The organism is Modicisalibacter xianhensis, assembly GCF_900113605.1.
GTDB lineage: Bacteria > Pseudomonadota > Gammaproteobacteria > Pseudomonadales > Halomonadaceae > Modicisalibacter > Modicisalibacter xianhensis.
This window is the reverse complement of record NZ_FOPY01000010.1, coordinates 138,073-161,923: the sequence shown is the minus strand read 5'-3', so window position 1 is coordinate 161,923 and position 23,851 is coordinate 138,073. Positions and strand designations below refer to the sequence as shown.

The 23,851-nt window shown below is 63.3% G+C and carries 26 protein-coding genes and 2 riboswitches; of the genes, 10 read left to right on the top strand and 16 right to left on the bottom strand.

Annotated features, from left to right (window positions below):
- The first annotated feature begins 2 nt into the window (after nt 1–2).
- Together BM194_RS13385 and ettA are read left to right on the top strand one after the other, a co-directional pair.
- Nucleotides 3–212 (top strand): PA3496 family putative envelope integrity protein, encoded by a 210-nt coding sequence (locus BM194_RS13385; protein ID WP_092847491.1) that lies wholly within the window; start codon nt 3–5, stop codon nt 210–212.
- A 163-nt stretch (nt 213–375) separates the two neighbouring features.
- Entirely contained in the window at nt 376–2,037 is a 1,662-nt protein-coding gene (ettA, locus tag BM194_RS13380) for an energy-dependent translational throttle protein EttA (RefSeq protein WP_092847489.1), read from the top strand.
- Between the two features lie 65 nt (nt 2,038–2,102).
- Here the strand turns inward: ettA and BM194_RS13375 are convergent, their stop codons facing one another.
- The 13 genes from BM194_RS13375 to ftsB all read right to left on the bottom strand — a co-directional run bounded on the left by BM194_RS13375 (nt 2,103) and on the right by ftsB (nt 14,748).
- Nucleotides 2,103–3,371 carry a cation:proton antiporter gene (locus tag BM194_RS13375; RefSeq protein WP_092847487.1) on the bottom strand — a complete coding sequence of 423 codons (1,269 nt, stop codon included), beginning with the start codon at nt 3,369–3,371 and terminating at the stop codon, nt 2,103–2,105.
- Between the two features lie 48 nt (nt 3,372–3,419).
- Nucleotides 3,420–4,322 (bottom strand): LpxL/LpxP family Kdo(2)-lipid IV(A) lauroyl/palmitoleoyl acyltransferase, encoded by a 903-nt coding sequence (gene lpxL, locus BM194_RS13370; protein ID WP_092847484.1) that lies wholly within the window; start codon nt 4,320–4,322, stop codon nt 3,420–3,422.
- 60 nt (nt 4,323–4,382) lie between these two features.
- Nucleotides 4,383–5,501: an alanine racemase gene (alr, locus tag BM194_RS13365; protein ID WP_092847482.1), complete on the bottom strand. Its 1,119-nt coding sequence runs from the start codon at nt 5,499–5,501 to the stop codon at nt 4,383–4,385.
- A 136-nt stretch (nt 5,502–5,637) separates the two neighbouring features.
- The gene (locus tag BM194_RS13360; RefSeq protein ID WP_092847481.1) at nt 5,638–7,110 is read right to left on the bottom strand and encodes a TolC family outer membrane protein; all 1,473 of its coding nucleotides are present in this window, start codon (nt 7,108–7,110) and stop codon (nt 5,638–5,640) included.
- A gap of 165 nt (nt 7,111–7,275) precedes the next feature.
- Nucleotides 7,276–8,244: an RNA polymerase sigma factor RpoS gene (gene rpoS, locus BM194_RS13355; protein WP_092847480.1), complete on the bottom strand. Its 969-nt coding sequence runs from the start codon at nt 8,242–8,244 to the stop codon at nt 7,276–7,278.
- A 125-nt stretch (nt 8,245–8,369) separates the two neighbouring features.
- On the bottom strand, nt 8,370–9,635 hold the full coding sequence (locus tag BM194_RS13350) for a peptidoglycan DD-metalloendopeptidase family protein (protein WP_092847478.1): 1,266 nt from the start codon (nt 9,633–9,635) through the stop codon (nt 8,370–8,372).
- Between the two features lie 6 nt (nt 9,636–9,641).
- Nucleotides 9,642–10,571, bottom strand: coding sequence for a DUF368 domain-containing protein (locus BM194_RS13345; protein WP_092847476.1), 930 nt, complete (start codon nt 10,569–10,571; stop codon nt 9,642–9,644).
- Nucleotides 10,568–11,242 (bottom strand): protein-L-isoaspartate(D-aspartate) O-methyltransferase, encoded by a 675-nt coding sequence (locus tag BM194_RS13340; RefSeq protein ID WP_092847475.1) that lies wholly within the window; start codon nt 11,240–11,242, stop codon nt 10,568–10,570. The genes BM194_RS13345 and BM194_RS13340 overlap by 4 nt, the downstream gene beginning before the upstream one ends.
- The gene (gene surE, locus BM194_RS13335) at nt 11,220–11,975 is read right to left on the bottom strand and encodes a 5'/3'-nucleotidase SurE (protein WP_092847474.1); all 756 of its coding nucleotides are present in this window, start codon (nt 11,973–11,975) and stop codon (nt 11,220–11,222) included. The genes BM194_RS13340 and surE overlap by 23 nt, the downstream gene beginning before the upstream one ends.
- 65 nt (nt 11,976–12,040) lie before the next feature.
- Nucleotides 12,041–13,090 (bottom strand): tRNA pseudouridine(13) synthase TruD, encoded by a 1,050-nt coding sequence (gene truD, locus BM194_RS13330; RefSeq protein WP_092847473.1) that lies wholly within the window; start codon nt 13,088–13,090, stop codon nt 12,041–12,043.
- A complete protein-coding gene (gene ispF / locus BM194_RS13325; protein ID WP_092847471.1) occupies nt 13,087–13,647 on the bottom strand; it encodes a 2-C-methyl-D-erythritol 2,4-cyclodiphosphate synthase in 561 nt (186 codons plus the stop codon). The genes truD and ispF overlap by 4 nt, the downstream gene beginning before the upstream one ends.
- Before the next feature lies 1 nt (nt 13,648).
- Nucleotides 13,649–14,365: a 2-C-methyl-D-erythritol 4-phosphate cytidylyltransferase gene (gene ispD / locus BM194_RS13320; protein WP_092847566.1), complete on the bottom strand. Its 717-nt coding sequence runs from the start codon at nt 14,363–14,365 to the stop codon at nt 13,649–13,651.
- Between the two features lie 5 nt (nt 14,366–14,370).
- A complete protein-coding gene (ftsB, locus tag BM194_RS13315) occupies nt 14,371–14,748 on the bottom strand; it encodes a cell division protein FtsB (protein WP_092847470.1) in 378 nt (125 codons plus the stop codon).
- A gap of 125 nt (nt 14,749–14,873) precedes the next feature.
- Between ftsB and BM194_RS13310 the strand changes: the two genes are divergently transcribed.
- On the top strand, nt 14,874–15,185 hold the full coding sequence (locus tag BM194_RS13310; RefSeq protein ID WP_092847469.1) for a YqfO family protein: 312 nt from the start codon (nt 14,874–14,876) through the stop codon (nt 15,183–15,185).
- Here the strand turns inward: BM194_RS13310 and BM194_RS13305 are convergent.
- The gene (locus BM194_RS13305) at nt 15,182–15,739 is read right to left on the bottom strand and encodes an NUDIX hydrolase (protein WP_092847468.1); all 558 of its coding nucleotides are present in this window, start codon (nt 15,737–15,739) and stop codon (nt 15,182–15,184) included. The genes BM194_RS13310 and BM194_RS13305 overlap by 4 nt on opposite strands.
- Nucleotides 15,740–15,811: 72 nt before the next feature.
- On the opposite strand from BM194_RS13305, the gene BM194_RS13300 reads away from it, so the two are divergent.
- Nucleotides 15,812–16,453 (top strand): CoA pyrophosphatase, encoded by a 642-nt coding sequence (locus tag BM194_RS13300; protein WP_092847466.1) that lies wholly within the window; start codon nt 15,812–15,814, stop codon nt 16,451–16,453.
- Nucleotides 16,454–16,476: 23 nt separating this feature from the next.
- On the top strand, nt 16,477–17,136 hold the full coding sequence (locus tag BM194_RS13295) for a 2OG-Fe(II) oxygenase (RefSeq protein ID WP_092847465.1): 660 nt from the start codon (nt 16,477–16,479) through the stop codon (nt 17,134–17,136).
- Here BM194_RS13295 and BM194_RS13290 read toward each other — a convergent pair.
- A complete protein-coding gene (locus BM194_RS13290) occupies nt 17,133–18,515 on the bottom strand; it encodes an MFS transporter (RefSeq protein ID WP_092847463.1) in 1,383 nt (460 codons plus the stop codon). The two genes, BM194_RS13295 and BM194_RS13290, sit on opposite strands and share 4 nt — an antisense overlap.
- A 279-nt stretch (nt 18,516–18,794) precedes the next feature.
- Entirely contained in the window at nt 18,795–19,445 is a 651-nt protein-coding gene (locus BM194_RS13285; RefSeq protein ID WP_092847461.1) for a class I SAM-dependent methyltransferase, read from the bottom strand.
- A gap of 42 nt (nt 19,446–19,487) precedes the next feature.
- On the opposite strand from BM194_RS13285, the gene BM194_RS13280 reads away from it, so the two are divergent.
- The 5 genes from BM194_RS13280 to tenA all read left to right on the top strand — a co-directional run bounded on the left by BM194_RS13280 (nt 19,488) and on the right by tenA (nt 23,609).
- Nucleotides 19,488–19,871: a VOC family protein gene (locus tag BM194_RS13280; RefSeq protein ID WP_092847459.1), complete on the top strand. Its 384-nt coding sequence runs from the start codon at nt 19,488–19,490 to the stop codon at nt 19,869–19,871.
- A 49-nt stretch (nt 19,872–19,920) separates the two neighbouring features.
- Nucleotides 19,921–20,850, top strand: coding sequence for a lysophospholipid acyltransferase family protein (locus BM194_RS13275; protein ID WP_092847458.1), 930 nt, complete (start codon nt 19,921–19,923; stop codon nt 20,848–20,850).
- Nucleotides 20,851–20,940: 90 nt separating this feature from the next.
- Nucleotides 20,941–22,182, top strand: coding sequence for a PQQ-dependent sugar dehydrogenase (locus BM194_RS13270; RefSeq protein ID WP_244890968.1), 1,242 nt, complete (start codon nt 20,941–20,943; stop codon nt 22,180–22,182).
- 49 nt (nt 22,183–22,231) lie between these two features.
- Nucleotides 22,232–22,642 carry a DUF4870 family protein gene (locus tag BM194_RS13265; protein ID WP_244890967.1) on the top strand — a complete coding sequence of 137 codons (411 nt, stop codon included), beginning with the start codon at nt 22,232–22,234 and terminating at the stop codon, nt 22,640–22,642.
- A gap of 69 nt (nt 22,643–22,711) precedes the next feature.
- Nucleotides 22,712–22,873: riboswitch (TPP riboswitch) on the top strand.
- Nucleotides 22,874–22,943: 70 nt separating this feature from the next.
- Nucleotides 22,944–23,609 carry a thiaminase II gene (gene tenA, locus BM194_RS13260; RefSeq protein WP_092847455.1) on the top strand — a complete coding sequence of 222 codons (666 nt, stop codon included), beginning with the start codon at nt 22,944–22,946 and terminating at the stop codon, nt 23,607–23,609.
- 64 nt (nt 23,610–23,673) lie between these two features.
- Nucleotides 23,674–23,804: riboswitch (TPP riboswitch) on the top strand.
- Nucleotides 23,805–23,851: the final 47 nt, after the last annotated feature.

Here is a 23,851-nt window from a genome sequence, read left to right as displayed (position 1 = left end):
GCATGAGCCGCGAAACGCTTGTCGACGACCAACTCGAGCAGGATTTCTTCGACGCCGTCAATGACGCGCAATTCTCCCGTTCCCGCAATAATCGCACCGATACATTGCGAGCACGCCGCCAGGTCGAAGCCCTGCTGGAAGAACGGCGACTGAAGCGAGCCATCGAGGACGACTGGCTCAACGAAATCGATGACGACGAAGACGACGCATAGCCGCTCAGGCTCGTCTTCGACGGCACGTGTCATTACTTGAATTGCTTCGATGGACAACGGACGCTATGGCGTCCGTTGCCGTTCACGCCGGTACCGACTGGCGTTTCGCCCGAGCGGCCACTATCATCTGCCCATTCTTCACTTCCAACCAGACCGGATTTCCATGGCGCAATACGTCTTCACCATGAACCGGGTGGGCAAGATCGTGCCCCCCAAGCGCGAGATCCTCAAGGATATTTCGCTGTCCTTCTTCCCGGGTGCCAAGATCGGTGTGCTCGGTCTGAACGGGGCCGGCAAGTCGACCCTGCTACGCATCATGGCCGGCGTCGATACCGAGTACAACGGCGAAGCCCGTCCGATGCCGGGCCTGAACATCGGCTATCTGCCCCAGGAGCCCGAGCTCGACGATAGCAAGACCGTACGCGAAACCGTCGAGGAAGCCGTCGGCGCGATCAAGGAAGCCCAGGCCAAGCTCGACGAAGTCTATGCCGCCTACGCCGAACCCGATGCCGATTTCGATGCCCTGGCCGCCGAGCAGGCGCGCCTGGAAAACCTGATCGAGGCATCCGATGCCCACAACCTGGAGCGCAAGCTCGAAGTGGCCGCCGAGGCTCTACGCCTGCCGTCCTGGGACGCCAACGTGGGTGTCCTTTCGGGAGGGGAGCGTCGCCGCGTGGCACTGTGTCGCCTGCTGCTTTCCAACCCGGACATGCTGCTGCTCGACGAGCCGACCAACCACCTCGACGCCGAGTCGGTGGCCTGGCTGGAGCGTTTCCTTCACGACTACCCGGGTACCGTGGTAGCGATTACCCACGACCGCTACTTCCTGGATAACGTTGCCGGCTGGATCCTCGAACTCGACCGCGGCCACGGCATTCCTTTCGAAGGCAATTACTCCAACTGGCTGGAAGCCAAGGAGAAGCGTCTCGAACAGGAAGCCAAGCAGGAAGCCTCCCGCCAGAAGGCCATCAAGGAAGAGCTGGAGTGGGTACGCCAGAATCCCAAGGGCCGCCAGGCCAAGAGCAAGGCGCGCTTGAACCGCTTCGAGGAAATGCAGTCAGGCGACTACCAGAAGCGCAACGAGACCAACGAGATCTACATTCCGCCCGGTCCGCGCCTGGGCGACAAGGTCATCGAGCTGCACAACGTTTCCAAGCGCTACGGCGACAAGCTGCTGTTCGAGAACCTGTCGTTCCAGATTCCCAAGGGCGCGATCGTCGGCATCATCGGCGGCAACGGTGCGGGCAAGTCATCACTGTTTCGCATGATCAACGGTACCGAGCAGCCCGACGAGGGTGATGTGGTGATCGGCGAGACCGTCGACATCGCCTACGTCGAGCAGCTGCGCGACAACCTCGACAACAAGCAGACAGTGTGGGAAGCGGTCTCCGACGGCCAGGATATTCTCAACATCAACGGCTACGAGGTTTCCTCGCGCGCCTACGTCGGACGCTTCAACTTCAAGGGCAACGACCAGCAGAAACGCCTGTCGGACCTTTCCGGCGGTGAACGTGGTCGCCTGCAACTTGCCCAGACGCTCAAGCAGGGCGCCAACGTGCTGCTGCTCGACGAGCCGTCCAACGATCTTGATATCGAGACCCTGCGCGCCCTGGAAGAAGCCCTGCTGGCCTTCCCTGGCTGTGCCATGGTGATCTCGCACGATCGCTGGTTCCTCGACCGCATCGCCACCCATATCCTCGCCTATGAGGGTGACTCGCAGGTTGTGTTCTTCGAGGGCAACTACAGCGATTACGAAGCGGACCATCGCAAGCGAGTCGGCAACGACACGCCCAAGCGGATGAAGTACAAGCGCATCGACGCCTGATACGCCTTCGCTGCTCCGTGCGCCCGACGCCCCGCCTCACGAGAGGCGGGGCGTCGCTTTTCAGGTCATCGAGATGTCTCTCGACGTGCCGGAAGGCATACCGGCAGTTCGGTGGTTTCCCGATGTTCGGGGGCACTGTGATGACGCCGGGTCGTGTGCCTGGCATAACGTTCGCTGAGCGACGCAGCGGACAGGCCATGCAGATAGATACTCAACAGGATGGTCCAGGCCGCGACCACGAAGACCAGCTCCGCCCCAGGCACGCCCGCGGCCTCGGCAATCAGCACCGTATAGACGATGGATGCCAGCCCACGGGGTCCGGCCCAGCCAATGAAGGAGACACTGCCTAGCGACAGCCTCGCCCCCACCAGGGATAGCGCCACGGCAACCGGGCGCACCAGGAACAAGCTGACCAGGGCATAGGCGATGATTCGCCAGGAAACATCGCCAAAAACGTCAACAACCATGATAGTGCCGAACAGCAGGAAGGTGATCAGCGTCAGCAGTTGCCCTTCAGCCTCGGCAAACCCGGTAGTGCGCGGCAGCAGCGTTCGTGCCGATGTCCCGACCGCCAGCCCTGCAGTGAAGGCCGCCACGAAGCCGTTGCCTCCCAGAAGCTCGGCACCGGCATAGGCGATCGCCGCCAGCGAGATGGTCGCCAGCCGCTGGGTGGTTTCCGTCGCCCAGTCGCGGGAGGCGCTCCACTCGAGCACACGCCCCCCCAGCCAGCCGACCAGAATGCCGATGCCAATGCCGATACCCACCAGCGAGACGAACAGTTCGGCGTAGCCCCAGGCCCCCCCTGTCTGATGCCTCGCCACGTCGAGCAGGATGGTGATGAACGGTACGGCGAGGCCATCATTGAGCCCGCTTTCCACATTCAGTGTCTGGCGAATGCGTTGGGGAACGGACGTGTTGTTGACGAACGATTGGCCCAGTGCCGCATCGGTGGGTGCCAGCGTCGCCGCAAGCAGCGCCACGGCCCCCAAGGACAGCTCGGGGAGCAGCAGCATGCCGGCCCCGGTGCCGATCAGCAAAGCCAGCGGCAAGCCGATAGCAAGCAGCCGCAGTGCCAGCGAATGTTCCTTCCAGACCGTGCGCAGGTCCATGCGCGAGGCATCGGTGAACAGCACGACGACCAGCGCCGCTTCGGCCAGCAGGCTGACCGTCTCGTTCTCGACATCGAAGTGGATGACCCCCAGCATGCCCGGCCCCAGCAATAGCCCCACCGCCGTGAAGACCATCGGCATGGTGATCGGGGTGCCCTGCAGCCGCCCGGCCAACAGGCCGAACAACAGCACGGCCAGGGCAACGACGAAGACATTCGCATCCATGCGTATTCTCCTTATTGAAGCGTCGTGCCGTATCGGCTAGTACGTCCCTCAGTAGAACCCCGCCTCACCTCTCGGCCGGGTCTTAAAGCGTCGATGCAACCACAGGTACTGCTCGGGATGCCGGCGTATCGCCGCTTCGATGACGGCATTGACCCGCGCCGCATCGGCGACCTCGTCGCCGCTCGGGAAATTCTCCAGGGCTGGCAGGTACTCCAGCGTGTAGGTGCGATCATCGGGGTTGCGATGAAAGATCAGTGGCATGACCGGCGCATCTGTCATGCGAGCGATCTTGGCAGTCAGCTTGATGGTGGCGGCCTCCACCCCGAAGAACGGCGCAAATACGCTGGCCTCGCGACCGAAGTCCTGATCCGGCGAGTACCACACGGCATGTCCCGCCTTGATCCGCCGCACCACGCCACGCAGGTCATAACGATCAATGGCCTTGCCGAAGATGCGTGAGCGCGCCCGGGTCATGAAACGCTCGAACAGGGCATTGTCATGTGGACGGTAGACGACATCGGCAGGAAAGAACAGGGAATGCAGCGCCCCGCCAAGATCCAGCGTCGAGAAGTGAATACCGATGATCAACGCCCCCTTGCCCTGCGCCATGGCCTGGTGCATGTGCTCCTCCCCCTTGAAGGACACCCGATGGCGAAGGTGCTCGGGATCGCGACACCAGCCGGTAGCGGTCTCGACGATGCCAATGCCATTGGCAACGAAGGTGTCACGCACCAGCCTGGCCCGCGTGGCTTCGTCGAGCTCAGGAAAGGCCAGGCGCAGGTTGGTCTCGGTGATATGGCGGCGACGCTTGGCAAAACGCCAGGCGAGGAGTCCGATGGTCTTGCCCACGGCCAGTTTCACCCGCCAGGGTAACCAGGCGCTCAGGCGCATCAGGCCGATCGATCCCCAGGTCGGCCAATAACGAGGATGCAGAAAGGATGTCTTGGACAAACCGTATCCTTGGGTCAGTTCGAATACCGGGCGACATTGTAGCCGCCCGGGAAGCGACCGTCAGGCCTCGCCGCTCGCCTTGTCTCTTCGATAGCGACGCGGGACCCGTGGCAACACACCGGTGAGCAGGGTATAGCTGATGGTATCGCAATGGCGGGCGACCTCATCAATCGACAGGATCGCCCCGTCGGGGTCCTGCCCCCAGAGCACGACGCGACTGCCGATCCCGGCCTGGGGCAGATCGGTAAGATCTACCGTGAGCATGTCCATCGAGACCTTGCCGGCCAGCGAAGTCCGCTGCCCGTCGACCAGCACTGGCGTACCATCGAGGGCATGCCGATCGTAACCGTCGCCATACCCGGCGGCGACCACGCCGATTCGCGAGCACCTTGGTGCTATCCAGCGCCCGCCATAGCCGACCGGCTCCCCTGCCTCGATATCGCGCACGGCAATGATCTCGGAACGCAGTGTCATTACCGGCTTCAGCTTGCGACTGGCATCGTTGGCTCCTTCCAGCGGATCGCTGCCATAGAGCATCACTCCGGGACGGTTCCAGGCGCCATGCGCACGCGGCCAGGCCAGGGTAGCCGGCGAATTTGCAAGGCAGGTGGGAGCATCGAGTTCCGTGGCCAGCGCCTCGAGCAACCCCATCTGGTGATGGAAATAGCCGTCATCGAGCAGGTCTGCGGTCGCGAAGTGGCTCATCAAATGTAGATCGGTCACACGGTCCGGCGCATCTTGCAGGCGGTGCCAGACATCAGGAAGGCACTTCGGTGGAAAACCGAGCCGATGCATGCCGGAGTCGACCTTGATCCAGACCGGGACCGGCGACCGAGGCTGATATGCCAGCAAGGCATCCACCTGCCAATCGCTGTGCACTGCCAGCCACAGGCCCAGCGCCTCGACCCGGGGCAATTCGTCGGGCGTGAAGATCCCTTCCAACAGCACGATCGGCTTGTCGATACTGCCCTGTCTCAGCACTTCGGCCTCTTCGATGCAAGCCACGGCAAAGGCCGGCACCAAGTCGCTCAGTGCATGCGCACAGGCTACGGCACCATGCCCATAGGCATCGGCCTTGATGACCGCCAATGCCTGGCTGGTAGGCGCCAGGTCACATGCCAGACAATAGTTATGTCGCAATGCGTCGAGGTCGATCTCGGCAACCAGCGGGCGCCCCATGGCAGAAGCCTCCTTGAAAAACCCCATTATTTGTCAAATGCCGCGCTTATTCACCCATCTCTGCACTAAAAAACGGCGAAACATTGGTCGAAATGACTAATGTTTCGCCGTCTTGCCGAACAATCGAGATCCAGGCTTATTGCTGGGGTGGGCGTGGCGGCTCGCCGATATCCAGATCGATATTCATGTCATTCGCTGCGCCGCCTTCCTGCCCGGGCAGCTCGAGACGCACGGCATCCTCTTCACGCAGCCAATCGTTGAGTGCACGCACGTTGCTGGTGTCGAGCACCCCCGTCTGCTGACGCAGCGCTATCATGTCGATGACGTAGGCATAACGTGCCTCGGCATAATTGGCCAGCGCGTCATAGAGATCCTGCTCGGCGTTAAGGACATCAACAATGTTACGCGTCCCGACTTCATAACCGGAACGTGTCGCTTCCAGGGCACTGCGGCTGGAGATGATCGCCTGACGCTGCGCCTCCACCGTCTGCACGTCGTTGACTACCTGCGTGAACAGCGAGCGCACCTGCTGTACCGTCGAGCGCCGCTCGGATTCGAACTCGTACTGGGCGGACTCGAGCAGGTAGCTGGCCTGGTTGATCTGGGCACTGGTACGTCCCCCGGTAAAGATCGGCACGTTGGCAGAAAGCCCGATTTCGGTCCCCGAGTTGTAGCCCGACACGTTGTTCTGGTCCGTGTCGGAGTAATTGTACTGGGCGTAGGCATCGAGTGTCGGCAGATAGCCGGCCTGGGCGATGTCGACGTCGCTGCGCGAAATTTCCACTGCTTCCTGGGCAGCGAGCAGGGTCGGATAGTTTTCCAGCGCCAGCGCCACCCAGGCATCACGCGAACTCGGCTGCGGGGACTCGACGGGCAGTGCGTCGGTCAGCCCATCGATGGTGTCGTAATTCTTGCCGGTCAGTTGCTCGAGAGCCTCGAAGCTGATCTGCAGGTCACTCTCGGCAGCGATACGCTGCGCGCGGGCCTGGTCCGCCGATGCCTGGGCCTCGTGCACATCGGTAATCGCAATCAGGCCGACCTCGAATTGCTCACGCGACTGTTCGAGCTGACGCAGGATGGCGCGTTCCTGGGCGACACGCGCCTCGAGTACGTCACGGGCGCGCAGTATCTCGAAATAGGCTTCCGTGACGTTGTAGATCAACTGCTGCCGGTCGCCCTCGAGCACCAGGGCCTGCTGATCTATCTGGTCGGCGGTCTGCCTGTACTGATACCAGTTGGTGGCATCGAAGATCGCTTGGGTCGCCTCGACACTGACATTAGCGCCATTGTATCCGTCATCGCCCCGCCCCGAGGCCACCCCCGCCTGCTGTTGTCTCTCGAAGCTGTCGCTACGTGCGACGCCCGCCGAGGCGCCCACTTGGGGCAGCAGGTCGGCGCGCTGAATATCACGGGTCGCCTCGACACTGTTATAGATCGACCGTGATGAGGCCAATGCCGCATTGTTCTCCAACGCATCACGAGTGATGGTCAGCAAGTCGGCGGCCTGAACCTGGGTAGCGAACCCGGCGGCGACACACAGGGAAAGCCACGTGCGGCGCAATGGCCGCGACTCACCACGGTGACGCTGGAAGAAACCTTGGGACGGCATCGACGTTTTTCCTTTCGTGAGACTTGCGCATATCATACATACAATGACGCATGTTAGCTTGCCAATCAATCTGGCAAATGTCGTGCACGAATTGTGCAAGTCAAAACGACAAACGCGGACCCAGAGGCCCGCGTCTGCAACGAGAGAATCGCTTTCGGTTCGCTGTTACTCGAAGATGGCATCCAGGGAGAGCCCTTGCTTCTCGAGTACGCGACGTAACTTCTTCAAGGCTTCGACCTGAATCTGACGTACCCGCTCCCGGGTCAGGCCGATCTCCTCGCCCACTTCCTCGAGCGTTGCCGCCTCGTGACCGCGCAGGCCGAAGCGCCGCACCACCACTTCCATCTGCTTTTCGGTCAGTTCGGCCAGCCACTCGTCGACATGCTGCTTGACATCGACATCCACCAAGGACGATTCCGGACCGCTCTCGTTCTCGTCGGCCAGCGTCTCGATCAGCGGCTTGTCGCTTTCGCCGCCCAGCGGATAGTCCACTGACGAGATGCGCTCATTGAGCCCCATCATCTTCTTGACGGTACTTACCGGCTTGTCGAGAAACTCGGCGATTTCCTCGGCGGTTGCTTCGTGATCCAGCTTCTGGGTCAACTCGCGTGCCGCACGCAGGTAAATATTGAGTTCCTTGACCACGTGGATCGGCAGGCGAATTGTCCGGGTCTGGTTCATCAGGGCCCGTTCGATGGTCTGGCGAATCCACCAGGTGGCATAGGTCGAAAACCGGAATCCACGCTCCGGGTCGAACTTCTCGACGGCCCGGATCAGGCCCAGGTTGCCTTCTTCGATCAAGTCGAGTAGCGACAGCCCTCGGTTGAGATAGCGTCGTGCGATTTTCACCACCAGACGCAGGTTGGACTCGATCATTCGCTGGCGCCCGGCAGGATCGCCCTTCTGGGCCAGGCGTCCGAAATGGACTTCCTCCTCGGGGGTCAGCAACGGCGAGAAACCGATTTCGTTGAGATAGATCTGGGTGGCGTCCAGACTCTGGTGGTAGTTGTTCTCTTCGCGGCTCAGCGCCTTTTCGAACGCTTCTTCATCCTCCTTGCCATCCGCGCCGTCGTCGACGATGTCGTCGACTTCATTGAGATCCACATCCTGAAGGTCCCGTTCAAGCATGCTCATTTCGCTACCCCGTTGTCTGCTACTCGTAAGATGCAGTCGTTGACCGGCCGATATTGTTGTTATGCCCTGTCTGGGGCGGCCACCGGCAAGACCGGTGGCCGTCCTTTCCCTGCGATACTGGCCCCTCAGCGTTGCGGAAGAAACTTGAGGGGATCCTGAGGCTGGCCATCCTGGCGAACCTCGAAATGTAATTTGACGCTCTCGGCATCGGTGTTGCCCATGGTGGCAATGACTTCACCGGCCTCGACGACGTCGTTCTCCATGACCCTTAGACTGTCATTGTGCGCATACGCGCTGAGATAACGGTCGTTATGCTTGAGGAGAATAAGGTTACCGTAGCCACGTACACCGTTACCGGCATAGACCACGATACCGGGCCCCGCTGCCTTGACAGGTTGCCCCTTTTGGCCTGCGATATCAATGCCGGCGGTGATATTGGAACCGTCACCGAAACGCCCCACCACCTGGCCGTCCGCAGGCCATTGCCAGGGGATATCTTTGACTGGCTGGAAGGTCCGCTGCTCGCGTGACGGCCCGCTGGCCTCGCCTGCGACGGCGGTTCCGGCATCGGCCGCTGCGCCAGTTGTCGTGGTATTGGCAGCAGTATCGCCCGCCGACGATGTCGAAGCGGTTGCAGCTTGATTGCCGGACCCGGCAGTGCCTGCTGAAGCAGCCGATGTGCTCTGGTCGGCGACACTTGCGCCACTCGCCTCGGGTGCCGAGGCCGTCGGCTGGGATGCCCCCGCCGAAGCGTTTACCTGCTGGCTGGGGCGCTGCTGGGCCAGCGCGTCGCGCTCGGCCTGGTCGCGCGCACTGAGCTGCCCGTCGGCACCGGGGCTGCCATAATTGTAGATCGGCCCGGGCGCTTCGCTGCCTCCGGCCCGGCCGGCGGCCGATAGTGCTTCGCCGCTGGGCTGTGCCGCGGCAGAGGTAGTAGAGGACGACGTCGCCTGTCCCTCGTCCAGCGAGCGACTGGTCAGGCGACGATTGCGCTCGATGGCCTGGGTGTCCGGGGTCAACCAGTCCGGTGTTTCGCCCGACGCGGCGTTGCCCGAGGCATCGACGCCGGCCACGGCGACGCCTTGCGAACGCTGGGCAACCGACCCTTGAGATGTCGTGCCTGCTGGCGCGTTACCGTTCAAGCGAAGCGTCTGCCCGGGCTCCAGCCGATAGGGTGGACTGATATTGTTGAGCTGTGCCAGCTCGCGGAAGTCCATATTGTTCCGCCAGGCGATCCCGTAAAGGGTATCGCCGCTCTGTACGGTAACGGTGTCGCCGCCTTGCGTGCTGCGACTCGCCGACAGGTCGCGCACCACCGGCGCATTGTTGGGGGGTGCGGCGCAGCCGGCAATGCCCAGCATCAATGCCGAAACCACGAATGCCTTGCGCATGTAGGGTCAATCCTCCTTGCGATTCGACGTGGAGCGTTCGCCCACGACCAGGACGAGCAGCAGTCCCAGGGCCATCAACGCTACCACCGGCACCAACTGGGCGGAATCGCCGGTCAGCAGGGCATAATCGTCCGGCAGCAGATAACGGTAATCCAATGGAATCAGCTGATCGTCGGGACCGAGACGATAGCTAATCATCTCGCGCCAGGGCCACAGCGTGGGTAGCGAACCGACGATGAAGCCGATGAGCAGCTGCAATGTCAGCTCATGGTAATGGCGAAACAACCACGACAACAGTCTCGAAAACGTGAACAGGCCGATTGCGCAGCCGGCCCCGAACTGCAGTATCAGTGCGATATCGAAGCTCTTGATGCCTTCCATGACGGTGCCATAGAGCCCCATGGTCAACAGCAGGAAGCTGCCGGACACCCCGGGCAACAGCATCGCGCTGATGGCAATGGCCCCGCTGACCACCAGCAGCAGGTTGCCCAGCCCAGTCAGGTGCGGCATCAGGTCGGGCAGGGCCTGGGCCAGCAGCAGCCCGACCACCAGCGGAAGGATGTACCACCAGCGCCACCCCCTGACCTGGCGGCTGACCACGAACGCCGAGGCCGCGACCAGTCCGAAGAAGAACGCATCCAGCAACAGCGGATGCGCCTCGAGCAGATAAGTCACCATGTGAGCTACAGTAATCAGGCTGCAGCCGATGCCTATGACCAAGGGGATCAGAAAGCCCAGGTTGAGATACTCGACCAGCCCGGCGAAGCCTCCCTGCCGCCAGGCAGGAAGCGCTTCGGGACCAAAGCGACGGATGGTATGAATCAGTTCTTCGTAGATCCCGGTAACGAAGGCAATGGTGCCTCCCGAGACACCCGGCACGGCATCGGCGGCGCCCATCCCGGCACCCTTGAGAAACAGCGCTAGCGCTCGCTTCAACGTATGACTCCTTCCAGTAGCGGCACGAAGCGCACCTGTTCGAGCCGCTGATGATCAAAACCTTCTCCCTGGCGCTGGACACGGGTCAACCACTGGTTGCCCTCGTTATCTTCCAGCGGCGTGATCAAGACGCCATCATCGCTCAACTGTGCCAGCAGTGCAGAGGGCAACTCGCTGGCACAGGCCGTCAAGAGAATGACGTCGAACGGCGCCGCTTCCGGCCAACCATGTGCGCCATCGCTTAGCCGTAGGCGCACGTTATGTGCCGCCAGCCGATTCAAGCGCCCCCGCGCCCGGGCCTGCAATGCCTGGATGCGCTCGAGCGACCAAACCTGTTCGACCAGACGCGACAGTATCAGCGTCTGATAGCCTGATCCGGTACCTATCTCGAGCACATTGCGCGGCTCGGCGGCCAGCACCAGTTCGCTCATGCGCGCCACTATCCAGGGCTGCGACAGGGTCTGGCCATGGCCGATGGGCAGCGAGGTATCCTCGTAGGCGCGGTGCGATAGCGCCTCGTCGAGAAACAGGTGGCGTGGTTCGCGGGCCATCACGTCGAGCACACGCCAATCCTGAATGCCTGACTCGATCAGCCGTCCCACCATGCGGTCACGGGTGCGCTGCGAGGTCATGCCGATACCCGTGAATTCAAGCGACTCGTGACAACGCATCCAGCCAGTCCTGTACGTCATGCAATGCGGTATGCCGTGTCAGATCGGTATGCAGCGGCGTGATCGACACATAGCCGGCCTCGATGGCCGCAAAATCGGTATCGGGACCATCATCGGCGTTCTCGCCGGCGGCCGCGATCCAGTAACGCACCCGCCCGCGAGGATCGCGAACCTCCAAGGGCCGTGCTGCGGGACCACGATACCCCATGCGCGTGACCCGGAAGCCCTGGATCTGCTCCCAGGGCAGGTCGGGCACATTGACGTTCAGCAGACTGCGCGGCGGCAACGACAACGTATCGGCTGCACCGACCAGACTCGCCGCTACGCGCCCGGCAGTCTCGAAGTGGCGCGAGCCGACCAGCGACATGGCGATCGCCGGCATACCCAGATTGCGCCCCTCCATGGCCGCAGCGACGGTGCCCGAGTAAAGCACGTCATCCCCCAGGTTGCCGCCATGATTGATCCCCGAAATCACCAGATCAGGACGTTCGTCCCAGACCCCGTTCACGCCCAGATACACGCAGTCGGCCGGCGTGCCATCGACGCTGTAGAAGCCATTGTCCAGTGCCGTGAGCGCCAATGGCCGCGACAGCGTCAGCGAATTGCTGGCGCCACTCTTGTCGCGATCGGGCGCCACCACCCGCAACCGGGCATGCGACAGCAAGGCATCATGAAGTGCCCTGAGCCCCGGTGCATGGACGCCGTCGTCATTGGACAGCAAGAGCTTGCGCATCGTGTCTCCTCGGGCCGCCCGCAGCTGTGGCTGCAAGACAGGCTCTCATTGTTCGATCCGCCCCGTCACGCCGCTCTAGACAGGGTCGGGTGTTCCATCAATTCGCGCAGTACCGCCGTGGCAAACGCGCCACGCGGCAACTCGAACCGCAATTCGCACGTCTCGCCTGCAGGTATGAGTTCGGCGTCGGCCAGGCGTACGCGCAATGCCCGACGCGCCAGGCGAACCCCGGCACGCTCGAGCCCTGCGCATAAGCCGGCATGGCTCTTGGCCAACCGGATTTCATATTTCCCCGCCTCGCCCTGCGCCAACGATGAACCGATTCCCCACAGCACACCGGCAGGGTGCAGGTCGAGGCACGCTGCGCGTTGGACCAGGGCAGGATCGACCTGATCGACCGAGAATATGCTGGCGCTGCCGTCAAGCATCAAGACCTCGCCATCGAGCGGCGTCGCCCAGTTGCCATCGACCAGGCGCGCCGCCAGAAGTTCGTTGAACAGATAGCTGCGCGCCGTGGACAGCATCAACCCCTCGCGGTCGTCACGCTTGCGCCAGCCACGGGCCAGGATCGCTCGTGCCCGCTCGAGATTGCGTCCTTGCGGCCCGAAGCGCTGCGGTCCGAAGTAGTTGGGGACACCCTGCTCGATCAGTTGCCGCCAGCGCGATGTCAGCTCGGAATGCTCGACGGCCGGACCGCTGATTCGTAGCCGGAAGCCATTGGCACGATGCACGCCGCGCTTGAGCTTGCGCGGGTGACGGCGCTGCTCGAGCACGCGAACCGGGGTGTTTCCCAGGCGCTCGAGCAGGTCGTTCGGTGCCTCGCGACCCGGCAGATGCACCGACAACCACTGGCGTGTCACCGCCGTACGATCCTTCATGCCCGAGAACCCCACGTCCCGTAGCGAGACCTCGCAGGCCCGGGCCAGGCGACGCGCCAGTTCCAGCGTGGTCAGGTCACGCTTCTCGACCCACAGCCAAAGATGCTCGCCCTCGCCTTCCGGCGTGAAGTCAAGCCGCTCCTCGACCACGAAGTCCTCGGGAGACGTCCGGTACTCGCCTGCCGCCAGCGGCCCGCCATGGGCATGGGGCCAGCCGGGAGGCCAGCCCGAGGTCATCGGCGCCCCCCTTCCTGCTCGGCAGGCTGAGGCTCAAACAACGCCTCGGGCTCGAAGGGCTGGCGGGACGGCGCCGGGTCGTTGCTCGCCTCGAGCAGGACCACCGCCTCGGCGGCGATGCCCTCTCCCCGACCGGTAAAGCCCAGTCGTTCGCTGGTGGTCGCCTTGACATTGACGGCCCCGAGCTCGACACCGAGATCCTCGGCAATCACCGCTCGCATTGCCGCAATATGTGGGGCCAGCTTGGGTGCCTGGGCAATGACAGTGGCATCCACGTTGCCGATCCGATAGCCCTGCTCGGCGACCAACAGAACCACATGACGCAGCAGCGCACGGCTGTCGGCACCGGCCCAGCGTGCGTCGGTGTCAGGAAAGTGATGACCGATGTCACCTAGCGCGCAAGCACCAAGCAGCGCATCGGACAGGGCATGCAGCAGCACGTCTCCATCGGAGTGGGCGATCACGCCCCGCTCGTAATCGATGCGTACCCCACCGATCATTACATGGTCACCATCGCCAAAGCGGTGCACATCGAAACCGTGGCCGATACGGAGCATGTCATTCCTCGATTGCGGCATCCCGCTCCCGCGCCTGGGCCTCCAGAATGAGTGCAGCCAGGCTCAGGTCTTCGGGATGGGTGATCTTGAGATTGTCACGGCGGGCAGCGACCAGGCGGGGCGCCAGTCCCAACGCCTCGATCGCCGACGCCTCGTCGGTAACGGCAATGCCGGCGCGCCGTGCCGTAGCCAGCGCCTCGCACAGCATGCCATAGCGAAATCCCTGGGGCGTCAGCGCATGCCACAGCCCATCGCGGGATTCGGTAGCAGCCACTCGCCCCTGGTCATCGGCGCGTTTCATGGTGTCGGCGACCGGCGCCGCCAGCAACGCGCCGACTCGCTCGTCCTGCAGGACGCCGAGCAGATGCGTCAGGTCATCGATATGCACGCAGGGACGCGCCACGTCATGGACCAGCACCAGATCGTCCTGCCCGGCGCTGCCGGCCAGGTCATCCAGCGCCCGGGTGACCGAATCCACGCGCTCCTGCCCCCCGGGAACTCGACGCCAGTCGACAAACGGTACCCAGGCCGGGTCGAACCAGGCATCGGCCTCATCCAGGCACAGTCGCAACGACGCCTGCGGGTAGGCGCGATGTAGCCGAGCCAGGGTATGCGCTAGCACGGGCCGGCCGTTCAGGTCCAGGTACTGCTTGGGCCGGCTGGCCCCCATGCGCCTGCCCTGGCCAGCTGCAGGCACTATCAGCCAGAGTCTTGGCATCAAACTCATGGGCGCCCCTCCTCCGAGATAACGGACGGCGGTGTGGCCGGCACACCCGCCGGAGGCAGACCGGCCCCTTCCCGGCCAGCCACCGGCGAATCCTCGGCCTCGACACCCGGCACCCAGAAAAACTGCTCGTCACTGCGCACCATGCCGATATCGCTGCGTGCACGTTCCTCGATGGCATCCAGGCCGTTCTTGAGATCCACCACCTCGGCGGCAAGACGCTGGTTACGCGCCTCCAGCGTCTCGGTCTCGGCGGCCAGGGTATCGACACGGGCACGAATATGCGTCAGCTCGCGCAAGCCACCCTCACCCAGCCAGAGGCTGTACTGCAATAGACCGAGCAGAGCGATCAGCACGACCGCAAGCCACTTGAGCATCGGGATATCCAGACCTTGAAAAGCGAAGTACGTACGGCAGGCATTATGCCATCATCAGGGGGCACGCGCAGGCCGAATCACCTGCCAGGCAACGCCCAACTCTCGCACACCTCAAAGGAGTTCACATGTACAAGCTGGCATTCTTCGTACCCGTCGGCGAGGCTGAACCTGTCAAGGAAGCGGTCTTCGCGACCGGCGCCGGACGCATCGGCGACTACGAGGCCTGCTGCTTCCAGACGCGTGGCCTCGGCCAGTTTCGCCCACTCGACGGCGCCAACCCGCACATCGGCTACGTCGGCGACCTGGAGCGTGTGGCGGAACTCAAGGTCGAGCTGGTATGTCGCGACGACCTGATCCGCGACGCCATCGCCGCGCTCAAGGCTGCTCACCCCTACGAGGAACCGGCCTACGAGGTGTGGCGGCTGGAGGACATCTAGGCGGAGCCGAAGTAGCGCTCGCGATCTTCCTCGCCGATATCGCTGATATGCAGCGGAAACACCTCGCCGGGCCGGTCGGCAAAGTAATGGCGCAGTGTGCGCTCGATGGTGGGAAAAGCCAGGTCGCCCCAGGGGATCTCCTCCTCGGCGAACATGGCCACTTCCAGGCTTTCGGGGCCGGCAGCGAAGCCACCCTGGAGATCGGCCAGGAAGATCATGTAGACCTGGTTGATATGCGGCAGGTTGATCAGCGTATAAAGGTCATGCACATCGACCCGGGCGCAGGCTTCTTCCCAGGTCTCGCGGGCCGCCGCCTCGAGCGTCGTCTCGGCGTTTTCCATGAACCCGGCGGGCAGGGTCCAGTAGCCCTTGCGCGGTGCAATGGCACGACGGCACAGCAGCACCCGACCGTCGCGCACCGGCAGTGTGCCGGCCACGATACGCGGGTTCTGGTAGTGGATGGTGCCGCAGTCGTCGCACAGGTAACGCGGGCGATCGTCGCCCTCGGGAATCGCGAGACGCACACGTTGGCCACAGTGGCTGCAGAAATTCATGGGACACCTCGCGACTTGGCTTGACGCTTACCGGGGGGCTGGGTACAAGGAATGAAACCCGACGGATGTTCCATGTTAGAGAAACTCCACGAACGCCTGCAAGCGCATCGACCGCGCAAGCTCAGCCCGGCGCTTCGGCAGGCCGCGGTACTGATCCCCATCGTCGAGCACGACGAGCCGACGCTGCTGTTCACCCGGCGCGCGGCCCATCTCAAGCAGCATGGCGGCCAAGTGGCCTTTCCCGGCGGCAAGCGCGACCCCGAGGATCCCGACCTGCTGACGACGGCACTGCGCGAGGCTCAGGAAGAAATTGCCCTCTCGCCCCGGCGAGTGCATTTGCTGGGCCAATTGGGCGATGTGATCTCGCTGCATGGGTTGCGCGTCACGCCATTCGTCGGCCTGATTCCTCCCGGCCTGGCGCTACGCCCCGAGCCGGGCGAACTGGACACCATCTTCGAGGTCCCGCTCTCCGTGTTCCTCGAGGATCGCCGCAACCACACCGATGTCATCATCGCCGGCGAGCGCACCCTGTACGTTCCCAGCTATGAGGCGCAAGGGCATGTCATCTGGGGACTGTCGGCGATGATGCTGGTGGAGTTGCTGTCGGTGGGATTCGACATGTCGATCAGCCTCGATCATGCCCCGCCAGGCAGTCCCTTGAACTACCGCCCCGAACGGCGGCGCGCCGTTCCCGATATCGACACCGACACGTAAGGTCCGCGATGAACGCGACTCTCATGGTACCGGGCGGCCTGGCCGGCCTGGATGGCAGTGCCCTGGCACAACTGGTCGATGCGCTGGTCGAGCGGGGCTGGTTCGCGGGCGAGCGCTTCATTGATGCCGCGCTGTGCCAGGCCCTGCACGACGAGCTTCGACAGCTTTCCGCCAGCCAGGCACTGAGTGAGGCCGGCATCGGCCGCGGCGACCATCATCAGTTACGCCGCGACATTCGCGGTGACGCCATCCACTGGCTCGATCGCGAAAGCCAGGCGCAGCGACATTACCTGACGCTGATGGCGGAACTGCAGCAACAGATCAATCGTGCCCTCTACCTGGGCCTGTTCGAGTTCGAGGCGCACTTCGCCGAGTATCCCCCCGGCGCCTTCTACAAGCGCCATGTCGACAGCTTCCAGGGACGCGCCAACCGCGTCCTGTCCACCGTGCTCTATCTCAATCCCGAATGGCCGGCCGACGGAGGTGGCGAGATGGCCATCTATGCCGAGGATGATGAGACGCAGGAAGTGGCGCGCATCCGACCCGAGGCCGGCACGTTCATGTGTTTCCTCTCCGACCGGGTGCCTCACGCCGTACTGCCGACCCGCTACCCGCGGGCCAGCATCGCCGGCTGGTTCCGGCGTAATGCCTCGCTGGGCGGACGCATCGACCCCGCCCGTTAGCGGGCCTCCACCGGCCGCGAGTGCAACTTGTCCTCGTCCACGTACTCGATGATCATCTCTTCCCGACGCGGCGGCCCGTGTAGCGGTTCCGCCACGGACACTTCGGGCACTGCATGGGAAAGGTCTTCGACATGCTCGTGCTCGATGGCGCCCTGCACCAGTTCCTCGGTGACATTGAGCTCAGCCCCGACGACTGTCATCGGCGGGTTGGGCGTGAACGGCGCCATCGGCAGCGGCGCGGGACGCTGGCTACGCCGCCAGGTGAAGAAGACCGCCAGGAAGCCGCCCAGGCCCGCCAGGGCCCAGAACAGCCCAACGTCGCCAATGTGGCCCATCAGTGGTGTAATCAGCGGCGGGCTGAGGGTCGAGCCGACGGCATTGATCAGCAGCAGGCCCTGACTCATGCGCACCAGTGCCCCCGCCGGGGCGCGGTCGGCAGCATGGCTGACCGCGACCGGATAAAGCGCGAATGTGCCACCCCCAAGCAGGAACAGCATGCCCGCCAGCATCCAGGGCTGCCCCGGTAACCATAGGGCGCCCAGCGAGATGGCGGCACAGGCCAGGCCGATCAGGATCAGCACCAACTGGCGGTCGTGACGGTCGGACCAACGCCCGATGGGATACTGCAGCAACATGCCGCCCAACACCACGACGGCCATCATCTGACCGACCTTGTCGACGGAAAAGCCGGTACGTTGCAGGTAGAGCGGCAACAAGCTGTAGATGGCAGCGATGGCCAGGCCTGAGCCGAAGCAGCCCATTACCCCAGTAGGCGTAAGCATGATCAGGCGATGCGGTGGCAGTGGCTCGGCATGCTCGATCAGCGGCGACACCCGCGGAATCACGGCCATGGGCAATACCGACAGCGACGCCAGCATGCCGATGACCATGAACGGCACCGCCTCGCCCGCGGCATCGGTCACGCCCAGCATCAACTGGCCGACGACGCCGGCGGCATACAGCGAAATCATGTAGAGCGCCAGCAACCGCCCACGCACCTTGGTGTCCGACGCCGTCAACAGCCAACTCTCGATGACCAGGTAGACCCCGACCGTGGCCCAGCCGCCGATCAGGCGCAGCACGAACCAGGCCCACGGCTCCAGCCATAGTCCCTGCAGCAAAACGGTGATGGCTACCAGCGAGGCAAAACAGGCATAGGCACGAATGTGTCCGATGCGTAGCAGCAGCCGGTCGTTGAGGACCGCCCCGATCGCCAGGCCAATGAAATAGGCGGATGACACCCAGCCGATGACCACCGCCGATTCGCCGGCCGCATCGAGACGCAGGGTAATGAGCGTGGCCAGAAAGCCGTTGCCGATCCCCAGAATGAACAACCCCAGCAACGGAGCCAGAGCCATGGCCAACAACTGCCGCGACATGAACGGAAGCCTCATGCTTGTCTTGAATAAAAACACACAGGGCGCGTCCACGCAGGACCTTCATCGAAATGAATGAATCGCCACCGTGAACGCGCCCCGGTAATAACCGATACCGGCCCGAGCATTGTCGAGCCAGGGTTTCGCGCGGCGAAATATAGCCTTCCGCCGCCTACCCGGCAACGCCTTTTTTGCACCGCAACAGACACGCCAGGCAACGTCGCGTGGCCCTGCCCCAACCATTGTAGAAATTGCTAATGAGCGCAAGCGCCACGCGACATCTCAAGCGCGGGAGCACGGTTTGTGCAATAGCACGACATCGGCAGCAGGAAACTCGACCTGCATGTCCAGATGGCTGGCGAGCCACTCGAACGTCGCCTCGCTGAAGAAGCTGACATGGGTCGGATCGAGAATGTAGTGCCAGCCGGCAAAGGCCTCTCGCGACTGGACACGCTTGGTCATCAGCCCCAGCCAGCCTCCGGGGACCAGTCGGCTGGCCAGCCGGGGGATTACCCGTCCCGGTTCGGCAAGGTGCTCGATCACTTCACTGGCCGTGATGAAATCGTAGCTGTCTTCGAGCACCTGGGGATCCGGCGCATAATAGACGTCGTAGAGCGCCATGGCATGTCCTGCCTCTTCAAACATTACCGATAGCGTCGGCCCCGGCCCGCAGCCGAAGTCCAGCCCTCGGGCTCCCGGGGCCAAGCGCTCGTTCAATGGCGTGAACAGGCGCGACAGGAAACGCCGGTAGCCAAGGTCCTCGGGAGAATTCTCGTGGTTGTCATAGACAGCCTTTTCGTCAGCGGATGACAGATGCTGGCCACGTTCGACGAAGACCAGTTGGCACGTTTGGCAGCGCCAGTAGTCGCGGCGGCTATCGCGATGAAACGGAAGGATATGCATTTCCCCACACAGGGGGCACGACAGGGGCATGGACGGCATCGTATCCTTGAGGAAAACAGTCAGGAGTACGCCATGTTAACCGGCCCGGACCATCTGGTCGTCACCGTCGACGATATCCCCGTTGCCGTGGATTTCTACACGCGCGTGCTGGGGCTGGAAGCCCGCTATCGTGACAACGAGCGCGTCGACCTGATGCTTGGCGACATGGCGTTGCGCCTGCACCAGTGTGATACCGCGGCCAGCCCCAAGGCCGCCCGCCCCACTCCGGGCAGTATCGACCTGTGCGTGAGAAGCGTGCTGCCCCTCGATGAGGTACAGGCTCACCTGAGCGCACTGCAGGTTCCCATCGAAGCCGGCCCGGTCTCGCGCCAGGGCGCCAATGGCCCGATCGTGTCACTCTACCTGCGCGATCCCGATGGCAACCTGATCGAGATCTGCCGCCCGGAACGCAGCTGACCGCCAAGCCGGTTATAATGCCCGACTCAATGATTCACCGCGTGGAGCCATGAGCAAGACCGATTCCGCTTCGCCCATCCAGGCCAAGGCCATCGCCACGCTGTGGCGCACGCTGTCGTCGTGTTCCCTGCCACTGTTATGGCGCCTGGCCCGCCTGCTCGGGCCAATGATCTATCGCTTCAGCCACCGTGAGCGTCAGGTCACCGACGTCAACCTGCGCGAGGTCTTCCCCGAGCTGCCGCCGGATCAGCGTCGTGCCAGGGGACGCCAGAGCATGATCCACTCCACCGCCACCATGCTGGAGCTGGGCTTTGCCTGGATGGCCGCCCCGCAGCGCGTCGAGGATTCGGTGAACGCCGTCTATGGCCGTGAACTGCTCGACGAGGCCCGTGCCGAGGGCCGCGGCGTGATCGTCCTGGCTCCGCACTATGGCAACTGGGAAATCCTCAACTTCTGGCTATCGAGCCATTTTCCCTTCACCGCGATGTACGAACCGCCCAAGATCGCCGAACTCGACCCGATCATCCGTCACGGCCGCGAACGCATGGGAGCCAGCCTGGTCCCCACCAACCCACGCGGCGTGGCCTCGCTGCTCAAGGCGCTCAAGCGCAGCGAGGCTGTCGGCATCCTGCCCGATCAGGTGCCTAGCTGGGGAAGCGGCGTGTTCGCCGACTTCTACCATCGCCCCGCCTATACCGCCACGCTGCTGCCCAAGCTGGTCGCGCGCACCCAGGCCCGGGTAGTGACCGGCGTGGCCAAACGGTGCGCCGGGCAAGGTTTCGACATCCATTTTCTCGCTGCCGACGAGCGCGTCTATGCCGCCGACGAGGTCACCTCGGCGCGTGGCGTCAATGCCAGCGTGGAAGCCGCCATTGATCTGGATCCTGTGCAGTATCAATGGGAGTACAAGCGCTATCGCAAGACGCCGGAAGAAGAACAGGGGCATCCGGAATTTCGGCGCTTCCGCCTCTATCGCTAGGCAAATCGCCGGTTCGGCTACACTGGGGGCAGACCGGATTCAAGGAGTCGAATCATGCCCCTACGCCGCCCATGGAACACTCGAGCAACGATGTCATGGTCCGCTGTCGGCCTGCTCACCAGCCTGCTGACCCTGCCCGCGACTGGCCTGGCCCAGTCCGACACGCTGCATCCGGTCGACGTGGCCGGAACCGAGCATCGCCTGAACGTGCCAGGGGACGTGCGTGTCGAGAAGGTCGCTTCCCTGGATGCCCCGCGCATGATCAGTATCGGCCCGGGTGGCGAAATGTTCATCGGCTCCAATGCCTACAAGATCTATCGCCTGGCCCCTCCCTACGATCAGGCAGACACGCTGGCCGAGTTCGATGCCTACCCCAATAGCGTGGTGCAGCGCGGCGACTACCTTTACGTCGCCACTACCGATGCGCTACTGCGCGCGCCCTACCGGACCGGCGATTCGCCATCGCGCGACGATTTCTCGGTCTATGCCGAATTACCCGGCGGCGGTGGGCACGATACCCGCACCCTGGCGGTCGGGCCGGACAACCGGCTTTACGTGTCACTTGGCATCCAGGGCAACTGCTCCGATCAGTACATTGGCGAGGATTATGACTTCGAGGACCGGCGTGGCGGCATTCTGGTGCTCGACGAAAGCGGTGACTCACCAACGTGGCAAGCCTATGCCAGTGGCTTACGCAATCCGGTCGGTCTCGCCTGGGACGACACGGGAACGCTCTATGCCATCAACAATGGCCCCGACCATTGGGGATACGAGACACCACGCGAAGTCCTGGTCCGCGCTGAAGAAGGCAGTTTTCATGGCATGCCATGGTTTCAGTGGGTCGATGGCGAGTATCAGCGTGACGACTGCATCTCCAGCGAGCCGCCGCGCCCGGCCAGCGAGATTCCCCAGCCGGTCGCGACATTACCCGCCCGCAGCGCCCCGCTGGGCCTGGATTTTATGCCTCAGGGCAGCATGCTTCCCCTGGATGCAGTCACCGCCGTGCATGGCAGTTGGGGAACCCAGCCCGATGGCAGCGCCGCCGGCGACCCGGCCACACGCCGCGAACCGCGGATTGCCGGTATCGTCATCGATGCGCAGGGCAACGGCCAAGTCAACGACCTGATCACCGGCTTCCAGGACGAACAGGGCAATCGTTGGGCGCGTCCCACCGGGATCGCCTTCGGCCCGGATGGTGCCCTCTACTTCACCTCGAACAGCGGCGAGACCGGCCTCTACCGGGTCACCTTCGGTGACGGCCCCGTCGGCGCCGAGCCGGAACTGCTCGGCACACCCAACGACACCGAACAGGACGCGGCGCCAAGCTCGTAACATTGTTAAAGGAGTGAGACACTAGAATTTTCGATTGCGGAGCGAGACGATGACGCAAGCATCGCCCAATACTCACGAAACGTCGCAGGAAGAGCCGCAGGAGAACCGGGAAGCAAGACAGCACGAGCGCAAGGAAGACATCACCATTCCCCAGGTGATCTACGTGCTGTACCTGGCCGGCCTGCTCACCGTCAATGCCACGTTACTGATCGGTGTGGTCATGGCATACGTTTACCGGGCGGATGCCCCCCGCTGGCTGCGCGCTCATTACCGTTACCAGATCCGCACCTTCTGGATCGGCATGCTCTACTCCGTAGCCGCCTTCGTGCTCAGCCTCTTTGCCGTGGGCGCTCTTGCCTGGCCGCTGCTGGCCGTCTGGCTGGTGGTACGCTGTGCAATCGGCCTTCGCGACGTGCGCCGTCGTCGCTCACCGGCCAATCCCTATAGCTGGCTGTGGTAATCATGCCTGAATGCGGCGGCAAGCCCACTGGCACCGCCGCGCCAACCTGCTAGACTGCCGTACGTTATCGAACGCTTGACGGGGTGCCGGTGGAACCGGCTGAGATGGTCGATGAGCTTGCCCATGCATGCTCCAGGGCCGATCCCGCAGAACCTGATCCGGGTGATTTCGTTGGCCTCCTTACGAGGCCGAGGGAAGTGAACCGGCGTAGGGATCAAGCCTGGGCGGTACTTTCACTTCCCTTCGCGTGACTCCCTGCGTGCCATTTCGCGGCGTCCAAGCGCCTCGACAGGAGCACGACGTGACCTACCGTTTCGCCGACCTCAAGGCCGCTTGCCAGGCAGATTGGCAAGCCTACTGCGAGCACGACTTCGTGACTCGTCTGGGTGCCGGCACCCTCGCGCCCGATGCATTTCGTCATTACCTGCAGCAGGATTACCTGTTTCTGGTCCACTTCGCCCGCGCCTACGCGTTGGCGGCCTACAAGAGCCGTACGTTGGCCGAACTGCGCCAGGCCTATGACGCACTCAGGACCATCCTCGACGTGGAACTCGACCTGCATGTCGGCTACTGCCACGAGTGGGGCATCAGCGAAGCCGACCTGGCCACGCTGCCCGAGGCCCGTGCCACGCTGGCCTACACCCGATACGTGCTCGATACCGGCAGCCGTGGTGACCTGCTCGACCTGCATGTCGCCCTGGCCCCGTGCCTGATCGGCTACGGCGAGATTGCCAACTGGCTCAATGCCCAGTCGTTCACACACCACGAGGGCAATCCTTACGCCGACTGGATCGCCATGTACGCCAGTGACGAGTTCCAGCAGGCGATGCATGCCGAGACCGCTTGGCTGGATGAACGCCTTGCCACACTCGATGCCTCGCGTTTCGACCAGCTCGTCACGATCTTCCGTGACGCCACCCGACTGGAGATCGATTTCTGGCAGATGGGGCTGGATCAGTCCACCTGAGCCCCCTCTACCGAACGCCGGACACCGCGAGGTGGCCGGCAACTCAGGCGCCGCCAAGCGGCGCCATCGCTTGACGGGGTGCCGGTGGAACCGGCTGAGATCACCCTACGGCACGGCTATCAGTGTGTCGTCACGGTGGGGCCCGTTGAACCTGACCTGGCTAGGACCAGCGTAGGGATCAAGCGACACGCAGGCCGCTCCACATTCGTGTGTCCTGCCCCTGTCCTCCTCCGCTGTCCTCC

Bases quoted from the DNA above. Each gene is read 5' to 3' on its own strand.
- BM194_RS13305 (WP_092847468.1), bottom strand. From the start codon at position 15,739: ATGAATTTCTGCAGCCACTGTGGCCAACGTGTGCGTCTCGCGATTCCC.
- BM194_RS13285 (WP_092847461.1), bottom strand. From the start codon at position 19,445: ATGCCCCTGTCGTGCCCCCTGTGTGGGGAAATGCATATCCTTCCGTTT.
- BM194_RS13385 (WP_092847491.1), top strand. From the start codon at position 3: ATGAGCCGCGAAACGCTTGTCGACGACCAACTCGAGCAGGATTTCTTC.
- ispF (WP_092847471.1), bottom strand. From the start codon at position 13,647: ATGCTCCGTATCGGCCACGGTTTCGATGTGCACCGCTTTGGCGATGGT.
- BM194_RS13340 (WP_092847475.1), bottom strand. From the start codon at position 11,242: ATGCGTTGTCACGAGTCGCTTGAATTCACGGGTATCGGCATGACCTCG.
- rpoS (WP_092847480.1), bottom strand. From the start codon at position 8,244: ATGAGCATGCTTGAACGGGACCTTCAGGATGTGGATCTCAATGAAGTC.
- BM194_RS13265 (WP_244890967.1), top strand. From the start codon at position 22,232: ATGACGCAAGCATCGCCCAATACTCACGAAACGTCGCAGGAAGAGCCG.
- BM194_RS13290 (WP_092847463.1), bottom strand. From the start codon at position 18,515: ATGTCGCGGCAGTTGTTGGCCATGGCTCTGGCTCCGTTGCTGGGGTTG.
- BM194_RS13300 (WP_092847466.1), top strand. From the start codon at position 15,812: ATGTTAGAGAAACTCCACGAACGCCTGCAAGCGCATCGACCGCGCAAG.
- BM194_RS13375 (WP_092847487.1), bottom strand. From the start codon at position 3,371: ATGGATGCGAATGTCTTCGTCGTTGCCCTGGCCGTGCTGTTGTTCGGC.
- alr (WP_092847482.1), bottom strand. From the start codon at position 5,501: ATGGGGCGCCCGCTGGTTGCCGAGATCGACCTCGACGCATTGCGACAT.
- BM194_RS13350 (WP_092847478.1), bottom strand. From the start codon at position 9,635: ATGCGCAAGGCATTCGTGGTTTCGGCATTGATGCTGGGCATTGCCGGC.
- truD (WP_092847473.1), bottom strand. From the start codon at position 13,090: ATGACCTCGGGCTGGCCTCCCGGCTGGCCCCATGCCCATGGCGGGCCG.
- BM194_RS13280 (WP_092847459.1), top strand. From the start codon at position 19,488: ATGTTAACCGGCCCGGACCATCTGGTCGTCACCGTCGACGATATCCCC.
- BM194_RS13270 (WP_244890968.1), top strand. From the start codon at position 20,941: ATGTCATGGTCCGCTGTCGGCCTGCTCACCAGCCTGCTGACCCTGCCC.
- BM194_RS13295 (WP_092847465.1), top strand. From the start codon at position 16,477: ATGGTACCGGGCGGCCTGGCCGGCCTGGATGGCAGTGCCCTGGCACAA.
- ftsB (WP_092847470.1), bottom strand. From the start codon at position 14,748: ATGCTCAAGTGGCTTGCGGTCGTGCTGATCGCTCTGCTCGGTCTATTG.
- BM194_RS13275 (WP_092847458.1), top strand. From the start codon at position 19,921: ATGAGCAAGACCGATTCCGCTTCGCCCATCCAGGCCAAGGCCATCGCC.
- ispD (WP_092847566.1), bottom strand. From the start codon at position 14,365: ATGCCAAGACTCTGGCTGATAGTGCCTGCAGCTGGCCAGGGCAGGCGC.
- ettA (WP_092847489.1), top strand. From the start codon at position 376: ATGGCGCAATACGTCTTCACCATGAACCGGGTGGGCAAGATCGTGCCC.
- BM194_RS13310 (WP_092847469.1), top strand. From the start codon at position 14,874: ATGTACAAGCTGGCATTCTTCGTACCCGTCGGCGAGGCTGAACCTGTC.
- surE (WP_092847474.1), bottom strand. From the start codon at position 11,975: ATGCGCAAGCTCTTGCTGTCCAATGACGACGGCGTCCATGCACCGGGG.
- BM194_RS13360 (WP_092847481.1), bottom strand. From the start codon at position 7,110: ATGCCGTCCCAAGGTTTCTTCCAGCGTCACCGTGGTGAGTCGCGGCCA.